This window comes from Nocardia sp. NPDC003345, from assembly GCF_053589395.1.
This window is the reverse complement of sequence record NZ_JBSFRU010000305.1, coordinates 1-8,109: the sequence shown is the minus strand read 5'-3', so window position 1 is coordinate 8,109 and position 8,109 is coordinate 1. Positions and strand designations below refer to the sequence as shown.

The following is an 8,109-nucleotide window of genomic DNA, read 5'->3' as shown; positions in this document are numbered from 1 at the left end:
CGGGGGCCGATCTTTGTGCGCCCGAAGGGATTCGAACCCCTAACCTTCTGATCCGTAGTCAGATGCTCTATCCGTTGAGCTACGGGCGCATGCGCGTATTCAGTTGTCGCCCGGTGAACCGGGCGTGGCGGAGGCGAGAGGATTTGAACCTCCGGTCCCCGTGAAGGGACAACTCATTAGCAGTGAGTCCCATTCGGCCGCTCTGGCACGCCTCCTGGAGCCTTCTAAGCGAGGGCACCGGTCCCTTCGGAACCGCCGAGCAGAAAGGTTACCCGAGCAGATCCCCAACCTGCAAAACGGCAGGTAGATCAGCGTAGATGGCTGTCGAACCAGTCGAATATGCGGGTTCGGGAGTCGATGAGTTCCTCGGAGTCGTCGTCCTCCCCGGGGTTGTCGGCGCGGTGCAGGAGACCGGGGTAGGTGACCACGAGGCTGGCGACCGAGGCCTCGGCGCCCGCGTCGCGGAGGCGATCGATGTCCTCGACAGGGGTGCTCGGTTCGGCGCCGAAGAGGCCGAGCCAGGGGGCCTGGAGGCGGGGGACGGCGGCGACGAGCGCCTCGGCCTGGTCGGTGAGCGGGGTGGTGATACCGGGGGCGGCGACGCTGACCGCGGCGCCGATGGGCCGGTTGGTGGCCACCAGGAGGGCGGCGGTACCGGCGGTGTCGAAGCCGAGGGCGCCGATACAGTCGGGGAACACTCCGTGCTGGGTGAGCCAGTCGAAGCAGGCGTCGAAATCTTCGAACAGTTCCTCGCCGAACACCCCGGCCGACGAGGCGGTGGCCCGGTGGAAGAGATTCGGCGCGACCACCAGCCAGCCTTCGCCCGCGAGTGCCCGCATGAACTCCAGCAACGTTCCGGTGAACTCCCGCGCCTCGTGCAACAGCACGATTCCGCCCCTTGCGTAACCGTCCGGCTCGATCACAGTGATGGGCACACTCACACCGGCCTCCGCCCCGGCCGAGGCTCCCGCCGGTTCCCGAACGTGCCCGTCCGTATCCGTTTCCCCGCGCCTGAGCAGGGCGACATCGTCGTAAGTGCCCGCCATGTTCCCAGCGTAGGGCGATATCCGCGGGCCGGAAAGATTCCTTCGGTGAACAGCCCGAACGTGGCCCGATCGAGATCGGAACTAAGCTCGATACGTGACCGCGCACATCCGGCCGGACCTCGATTCCATTCCGGCGTACGTTCCCGGCCGCAGCCATCCCGGCGCGGTCAAACTGGCGAGCAACGAGACCACGCTCGGGCCGCTGCCCGCCGCGAGCAAAGCGGTGGCCGAGGCGGTGGAACTGGCCAACCGCTATCCGGACAACCAGTCCGGCGAACTACGAGCGGCCCTGGCGGAGTTTCTCGGTGTCACCCCGGCGAACGTCGCGGTGGGTTGCGGCAGTGTGGCGCTGTGCCAGGAACTGGTGCAGATCACCTGCGCGGATCCGGCCGACGAGGTGCTGTACGCGTGGCGGTCCTTCGAGGCCTATCCGATCATCACCCAGGTCGGCAACGCGACCGCGGTGACGGTGCCGCTCGCCGACCATGTGCACGATCTGGACGCGCTCGCGGCGGCCATCACCGAGCGCACCCGGCTGGTGTTCGTCTGCAACCCGAACAATCCGACCGGCACCGCGCTCGGCCGGGGTGAGCTGGAACGGTTCCTGGACCGGGTGCCCGCCGGGGTGCTGGTGGCGCTGGACGAGGCCTACTACGAATACCTGCGGTTGCCCGGCGACCATCCCGACGGGGTGGAGCTGGGGCGCACCCGCCCCAATGTGGTTGTGCTGCGCACCTTCTCCAAGGCCTACGGGCTCGCGGGGTTGCGGGTGGGGTATGCCGTCGGTGCGCCGGAGGTGATCGCGGCGCTGCTGAAGGTGCATATCCCGTTCAGTGTGAGCCGGGTGGCGCAGGCGGCGGCGATCGCTTCGCTGGAGGCCCGGCACGAACTGCTCGAGCGCACCGAGACGGTGATCGCCGAACGCGAGCGGATCCGGGCGGAGCTGGTGGTGGCCGGGTACCGGGTGCCGCGCAGTCACGCGAACTTCGTCTGGATCGCGCTCGACGCCGCGACCACGGAGTTCGCCGAGGCCAGTGCGGCCGCCGGAGTGCTCATCCGCCCGTTCGCGGGGGAGGGCGTGCGGGTCACCGCGGGCGACCCGCACGAAAACGACCTCTTCCTGCGGTTCGCCACCGCCCCTGAGACGGTTGCCCGCTTCGCCGCGCAGTGAGGCCCCGCTCCCCGCTCACCGAACTGTGAAAGGGCCTCAGACCGGCGAGCGTCCTCGGTGCCGAGTCCGGCGAGGTTTATAAAGGGTTCGGCCCGCGTCTGCTGTCAGCCCTCGAAGCGCATGTGGCGAAGCCACGAGTCTCGAGGGCTGACAGCAGACGCTCAGGAGGGCCGAACCTCGAGCGGCGAAGCCGCTCCAAAATTACAGCTCAGTTCAGGCCCAGCCCGCCCGCGATGGTGGGCCAGGAGGTGACCAGCTCGTCGGCCCAGTACGGCCAGGAATGGGTGCCCTGCGGGCGGAAGTTGGCGGTGTACTCGATACCGAGGGTGTCGAGACGCTGCGCCAGGCGGCGGGTGCAGAAATCGGTGGCGGCCTCCAGCGGCCCGCCCATCAGGACGCTCACCGGGGTCTCCGGGTTGGCGAGCACATCGTGTACGCCCGGCCGGCCGCTGCCCACCGAGAGATAGAGGGCCTTACCGCGCAGCTCCGAGGCGTGCAGGGTGACGTCGTGGGCCAGCCAGGCCGGGTCCTCGGGGGCGCCGAACATATTCTCGGGATCGCCCTTATAGGTGGAGACCACCACGCGTGCCTGGGCCTGGCCGAGATCGGTGCCGGTGGAGAAACAGCCGCTGTGGGCGCCGATGGCCGAATACAGCTCCGGTTTGCGGATCGCGAGCATCATGGCCGCCTCGGCGCCCATGGAGGTGCCGATTACGGCGTTGCGGCCGTTGCCGGAGAAGGCGGCGTCCAGTAGTGGGGGCAACTCCTCGGTGAGGAACGTTTCCCATTTGTTGACGCCCAGTACCGGGTCGGGACGTTGCCAGTCGGTGTAGAAACTGGCCGGTCCGCCGACGGTGAACACCACGTTCACCGGTTTGTCGGCGTAGAACTCGGCGGCACGGCCGCGGTCGAGCCAGTTGTTGCTGTCGGGCTGGGTGCTGCGTCCGTCCAGCATGTACACGGTGGGCCGGGGTTTGCTGCGGTCGGCCGGTTGCAGCACCAGGACCTGGACGGTGCGGTGCATGGCGGGGGAGTCGACGAAGACGCGCTGCAGGCGATCGGTCACCGGTTCCGTGCCCACGATCGCGGCGCGGGGCGCGCGGACCGGTTCCGCCTTCTCCACCGGGCCGGGGTCTTCGGCGGAACCCGTATCGGGGCGCGCGGGCGCGGTATGTGCGTCCGGTGGCGCCGCTTCCGCCACGCCGGGCAGGACCGCGCCGGACAGGGCGAGGGCGCCCGTGATCACGGTGGCCAGTCCTGCACGACACTTCATGGCGCCCATCCTGCCAGATATGCCTGGTTCCGCCGGGGACCCCGTACATCAGAAATATGGCCTTTTACCTGCGGGTTTCTATCTTCTTGCAGCGGAATGGATCTGATGGCGTGAGAATCGACGCACCTATCCGCCCGGCGGTTCGGTGGCGCGAATCACAACGATCGGCAGTGTGAATCACGCTCCGGCTCTCGCGGCACCGGAGGTGCCGGCGATGTCGCCACCGGAGCCGGAAAGCGACCCGGGCGCGCGGAGTAACCTCCCTTCGACAGCCGGACCGGATGGAGAGGACCTCGTGACGGGCGCGCGGATGGTTGGGCTTTTCGCCGGGATCGGAGGACTCGAACTCGGACTGGCCGGGCACGGGTGGCACACCGAACTGCTGTGCGAGATCGACCCGGGCGCGCAGGCGGTGCTCGCGGCGCGTTTCCCGGGGGCCGAAATCCACGGCGATATCACCCGTCTCCGTGCCCTGCCGCCGGATACCGATCTGGTGGCGGCGGGCTTCCCGTGCCAGGACCTCTCGCAGGCGGGCCGCACCGCGGGTATCACCGGCACCCGGTCCGGTCTGGTCGACCAGGTGTTCCGGCTGGTCCGGCGCAAACGCGGGCCGCGGTGGCTGCTGGTCGAGAATGTGCCCTTCATGCTGCAACTCGGTCGCGGTGCGGCCATGCGGCATATCACCGCCGCACTGGACGAACTCGGTTACACCTGGGCCTACCGGGTGGTGGACGCGCGCGCCTTCGGGCTGCCGCAGCGCCGCAACCGGGTGCTGATGGTGGCATCACGCACCGAGGACCCGCGAAGCGTGTTGTTCGCCGACGAGGCGGGGCCGCGACTACTCGGGTCGGTGGATCTCGATCCGTGCGGTTTCTACTGGACCGAGGGCGTCCGGGGGCTGGGCTGGGTGGTCAACGCGGTGCCCACTCTGAAAGGTGGTTCGGGTCTGGGGATTCCCAGTGCGCCGGCGGTGCGGTTGCCGTCCGGAGAGATCGTCACCCCCGGGATCACCGACGGCGAACGACTCCAGGGGTTCGAACCCGGATGGACCGAACCCGCGCTGGAGGTGCCCGGATTCCGGCCGGGACAGCGGTGGAAACTCGTGGGCAACGCGGTGAGTGTGCGGATGGCGGAGTGGGTCGGATCCCGGCTGCGGGAACCGGGCGAACCCATACCGGGACATATCCCGCTGCCGTCGGGGAGTCCGTGGCCGGGGGCGGCGTGGGGGCATTCCGGTCAGGTGTTCGAGGTCCCGCTCTCGCCGTGGCCGGTACACCGGCCCTACGAGGATCTGAAACTCTTCCTCACCGACACCCGCCTGCTGTCGGCGCGCGCCACGGCGGGTTTCCTGCGGCGCACCGGAATGGGGACGCTGCGCTTCCCCGCCGGTTTCCTCGACGACGTGCAGGCCCACCTGGACCGAATGGGGGGTTGGGCGGCATGAGCGGCGCCCGGCCGGAGGGCACGGCATGAGCGGCGGTTACCGGCCGCCCACCGATGCGGCGACCAGTGCGCGGATGTCGCGGCAGCGGCGGGCGGGCACCGCCCCGGAACTGGCGCTGCGGCGGGAACTGCACCGGCGCGGGATCAGGTACTTTGTGGACCGCGCACCGATCCGGGGGCAGCGGCGGCGGGCCGATCTGGTGTTCCCGCGGCGGCGGATCGCGGTCTATGTGGACGGCTGCTTCTGGCATCGCTGTCCGCAGCATGCCACCGACCCGAAGAACAACGCCGACTGGTGGGCGGAGAAACTGGCGGGCAATGTCGCGCGCGACCGGGCCACCGACGCCGCGCTGATCGCGGCCGGATGGCAGGTGGTGCGGATCTGGGAACACGAGGATCCACTGGCGGCGGCCGACCGGGTGCAGGCGGCGCTCGGGCGCTGAGGCCGGCCGGTGGCCGGGGGCGGGAAACCGCTGGGGTGACGCCGGCTCACGGCGCTAGTGTCGGGGCGTGCCCAGCGAATTGATCGACCAGCTCACCGCGCGGATGACCGCGGTGGCCGCGGCCAACGCCGACCTGCTCGCCACCGTGGACGCGCTCGACGACGCGGCCCTGGCCGCCCCGTCCACGCTGCCGGGATGGACCCGCGGCCATGTGCTCGCGCATCTTTCCCGCAATGCCGACAGCCTGGTCAACCTGCTGCTCTGGGCGCATACCGGAGTGGAGACACCGCAATACGCCAGCGCCGAACTGCGGGACGCCGATATCGAGCTCGGGGCACCGCGACCGCTCACCGAACAGCGCGCCGATTTCGTCGAATCGGCCGAACGGCTGGCCGGGATGACGCGGGTGCTCACCGCCGGGCAATGGGAGTCCGAGGTCCGGACCAGGCAGGGCACGCCGCTGCCAGCGACCAGGATTCCGTGGATGCGGTTGCAGGAGTTGCTGATCCATCACGTCGACCTGGACGCGGGCTACACCCCCGAGCGGTGGCCGGCCGATTTCGTGACCGAACTGCTGGCGGAAGCCGCCGCCGATCTCGGGAAGCGGCCCGGGACGGCGGGATTCGGGATTCGGGCCACCGATTCCGGATTCGCGGCCGTGGTGGGCGCGAGCGAAGGAGGTCCGGTGGTGGCGGGTCCGGGCGCGATAGTGCTCGCCTGGCTGCTCGGCCGGGATGACGGTGCGACGCTGACCGGCCCACTGCCGGAGCTACCCGCCTGGCGCTGACCGGGCGCCGCGCCCGGTCCTGCGCGGGCCGCCACCCGCCGCCGGGCCGCGGCGGCGCAGCTCCGCAACGGAAAACCGGCCGGCGCCCGGTGAGGACGCCGGCCGGTTTCGTTCGCGGTGCCGGGTAGCGGTGGTCAGACCCCCGCGGGCTCCGAGCGGACCGCCGCTTTCCGGTCACGCTCCTGCAGTTCGCGCAGCTTCGTGCCCTCCACATCGATATCCGGGAGGATGCGATCCAGCCAGGCGGGCATCCACCAGGCCCATTTGCCCAGCAGCGCCAGCAGCGACGGGATCAGCACCATCCGGACCAGGAATGCGTCGAAGAAAACGCCGGCCGCCAGCGCGAAGCCCATCGACTTCGAGGTGATATCCGGCGAGAGCATGAACCCGCCGAAGACCGAGATCATGATGACCGCCGCCGCCGCGACCACGCGTGCGCCGTGGTGGTAGCCGCTGACCATGGCCTCCTTGGGGTCCTTACCGTGGACGTACTCCTCGCGCATCCGGGTCACCAGGAAGACCTGGTAGTCCATGGCCAGGCCGAACACCAGGCCGATCAGCACGATGGGCAGGAAGCTGATGATCGGGTGGGTGTCCTTCACCAGGCCGAAGGCGCCCTCCTGGAAGATCAGCACCGTCACGCCGAAGGTCGCGGCCATCGACAGCAGGAAGCCGAGCGCGGCGGTGAGCGGCACCAGGATCGAGCGGAACACCAGCAGCAGCAGGATGAACGCGGCGACCGCGACAATGGCCAGGTACGGGATGATGCTGGTCAGCAGAACGCTGTTCACATCCGCGTAGATGGCGGTCTGGCCGGTGATGCCGTATTCCATACCGAAGCGGTCCTTCAGACCGGCTTCGGCGTCGCGGGCCTGCTCCACCAGATCCTGGGTCGCGGCGCTGTTCGGACCGGATTCGGGCACCACCTGGAACAGTGCGGCCTGACCGTCCTGGCTGGGCTGGGCGACGCTGAGGTAATCCACATCGTCGAAGCCGGCCAGTTCGTCGCGCAGCGCGGTGAGCGCGGCGTCACGCTGATCCTGCGGGGTCGCGGAGAGATCCACCGCCACCACCAGGGTGCCGTTCTTGCCCTCGCCGAAGCCGGCCGTCTGCAACTCGTAGGCCTTACGGGCCGACGAATCCTCCGGCATGCTGTCGCCGCCGGGCAGGCCCAGGTTCAGCTGGGTCGCGGGTGCGGCCAGGGCGCCCAATACGAGGGCGCTCGCGATCAGCGTCAGGACCGGTACCCGGGCGATGACCCGTGCGAAGCGCATCCCGTTGGTGACCGAATCGTCGTCCTCGGGATCGTGCTGGGCGACCAGCGGCAGCTTGGGTTTGAACAGGAACCGGCCGATGGCGCCGAGCAGTGCGGGCAGCAGGGTGATGGCCGCGAGCACGGCGAACACCGCGGCGATCGCGCCGCCGATACCCATCATGGTCAGGAAGCCGATACCGACCACCGACAGGCCGAGCAGCGCGATCATCACGGTCAGACCGGCGAAGACCACCGCCGACCCCGCGGTGCCCACCGCGACGCCCGCGGCTTCTTCCGGTGAATCCTGGACAACCAGTTCGTGTTTGTACCGGGACACGATGAACAGGGCGTAGTCGATGGACAACGCCAGGCCGATCATCGATGCCAGGATCGGGGTGAACGTCGGTACCTCGGTCAGCGAGGTACCGGTGAGGATCAGCGCCCCGGCGCAGGCCACGCCGACGATGCCGGTGACGATCGGGACGAACGCCGCGACGATGGCGCCGAAGGCGATGATCATGACGACCAGCGCGACACCGATACCGATCATCTCGGCCTGCCCGCTCTCGGGCTGGGTCTGGGCGATGGCGCCGGTCAGTTCCACGGTGAGGCCCGCGTTGCGGCCCTGCTGGGCGATGGCTTCGGCGGCCTGGCGATGCTCATCGGTCACATCGGAGAAGCTCGGCATCGA

The 8,109-nt window shown here is 69.3% G+C and carries 7 protein-coding genes and 2 tRNA genes; 4 read left to right on the top strand and 5 right to left on the bottom strand.

The window, feature by feature from the left end; all coding sequences use genetic code 11:
- Nucleotides 1-16 precede the first annotated feature (16 nt).
- The 3 genes from ACWDU1_RS25870 to ACWDU1_RS25860 all read right to left on the bottom strand — a co-directional run bounded on the left by ACWDU1_RS25870 (nucleotide 17) and on the right by ACWDU1_RS25860 (nucleotide 1,046).
- Nucleotides 17-89, bottom strand: a tRNA-Arg gene (locus ACWDU1_RS25870).
- Between the two features lie 36 nt (nucleotides 90-125).
- Nucleotides 126-215: transfer RNA gene (locus tag ACWDU1_RS25865), tRNA-Ser, on the bottom strand.
- A 93-nt stretch (nucleotides 216-308) separates the two neighbouring features.
- On the bottom strand, nucleotides 309-1,046 hold the full coding sequence (locus tag ACWDU1_RS25860) for a dienelactone hydrolase family protein (RefSeq protein ID WP_450002319.1): 738 nt from the start codon (nucleotides 1,044-1,046) through the stop codon (nucleotides 309-311).
- 94 nt (nucleotides 1,047-1,140) lie between these two features.
- On the opposite strand from ACWDU1_RS25860, the gene hisC reads away from it, so the two are divergent.
- On the top strand, nucleotides 1,141-2,217 hold the full coding sequence (gene hisC, locus ACWDU1_RS25855) for a histidinol-phosphate transaminase (RefSeq protein WP_450002318.1): 1,077 nt from the start codon (nucleotides 1,141-1,143) through the stop codon (nucleotides 2,215-2,217).
- Between the two features lie 208 nt (nucleotides 2,218-2,425).
- On the opposite strand, the gene ACWDU1_RS25850 is transcribed toward hisC, so the two are convergent.
- Nucleotides 2,426-3,490, bottom strand: coding sequence for an alpha/beta hydrolase (locus tag ACWDU1_RS25850; protein ID WP_450002317.1), 1,065 nt, complete (start codon nucleotides 3,488-3,490; stop codon nucleotides 2,426-2,428).
- A gap of 310 nt (nucleotides 3,491-3,800) precedes the next feature.
- Here ACWDU1_RS25850 and ACWDU1_RS25845 point away from each other — a divergent pair, with 310 nt between their 5' ends.
- The 3 genes from ACWDU1_RS25845 to ACWDU1_RS25835 all read left to right on the top strand — a co-directional run bounded on the left by ACWDU1_RS25845 (nucleotide 3,801) and on the right by ACWDU1_RS25835 (nucleotide 6,163).
- A complete protein-coding gene (locus ACWDU1_RS25845; protein ID WP_450002315.1) occupies nucleotides 3,801-4,934 on the top strand; it encodes a DNA cytosine methyltransferase in 1,134 nt (377 codons plus the stop codon).
- 25 nt (nucleotides 4,935-4,959) lie between these two features.
- Nucleotides 4,960-5,376 carry a very short patch repair endonuclease gene (locus ACWDU1_RS25840; RefSeq protein WP_450002313.1) on the top strand — a complete coding sequence of 139 codons (417 nt, stop codon included), beginning with the start codon at nucleotides 4,960-4,962 and terminating at the stop codon, nucleotides 5,374-5,376.
- A gap of 67 nt (nucleotides 5,377-5,443) precedes the next feature.
- Nucleotides 5,444-6,163 (top strand): maleylpyruvate isomerase family mycothiol-dependent enzyme, encoded by a 720-nt coding sequence (locus ACWDU1_RS25835; RefSeq protein ID WP_450002311.1) that lies wholly within the window; start codon nucleotides 5,444-5,446, stop codon nucleotides 6,161-6,163.
- A gap of 134 nt (nucleotides 6,164-6,297) precedes the next feature.
- Here ACWDU1_RS25835 and ACWDU1_RS25830 read toward each other — a convergent pair.
- A partial coding sequence (locus ACWDU1_RS25830; RefSeq protein ID WP_450002309.1) for an MMPL family transporter occupies nucleotides 6,298-8,109 on the bottom strand: 1,812 nt, incomplete at its 5' end.

Coding starts and splice junctions, on each gene's coding strand:
- ACWDU1_RS25860 (WP_450002319.1), bottom strand. CDS start 1,046: ATGGCGGGCACTTACGACGATGTCGCCCTGCTCAGGCGCGGGGAAACG.
- ACWDU1_RS25850 (WP_450002317.1), bottom strand. CDS start 3,490: ATGAAGTGTCGTGCAGGACTGGCCACCGTGATCACGGGCGCCCTCGCC.
- ACWDU1_RS25845 (WP_450002315.1), top strand. CDS start 3,801: ATGGTTGGGCTTTTCGCCGGGATCGGAGGACTCGAACTCGGACTGGCC.
- ACWDU1_RS25840 (WP_450002313.1), top strand. CDS start 4,960: ATGAGCGGCGGTTACCGGCCGCCCACCGATGCGGCGACCAGTGCGCGG.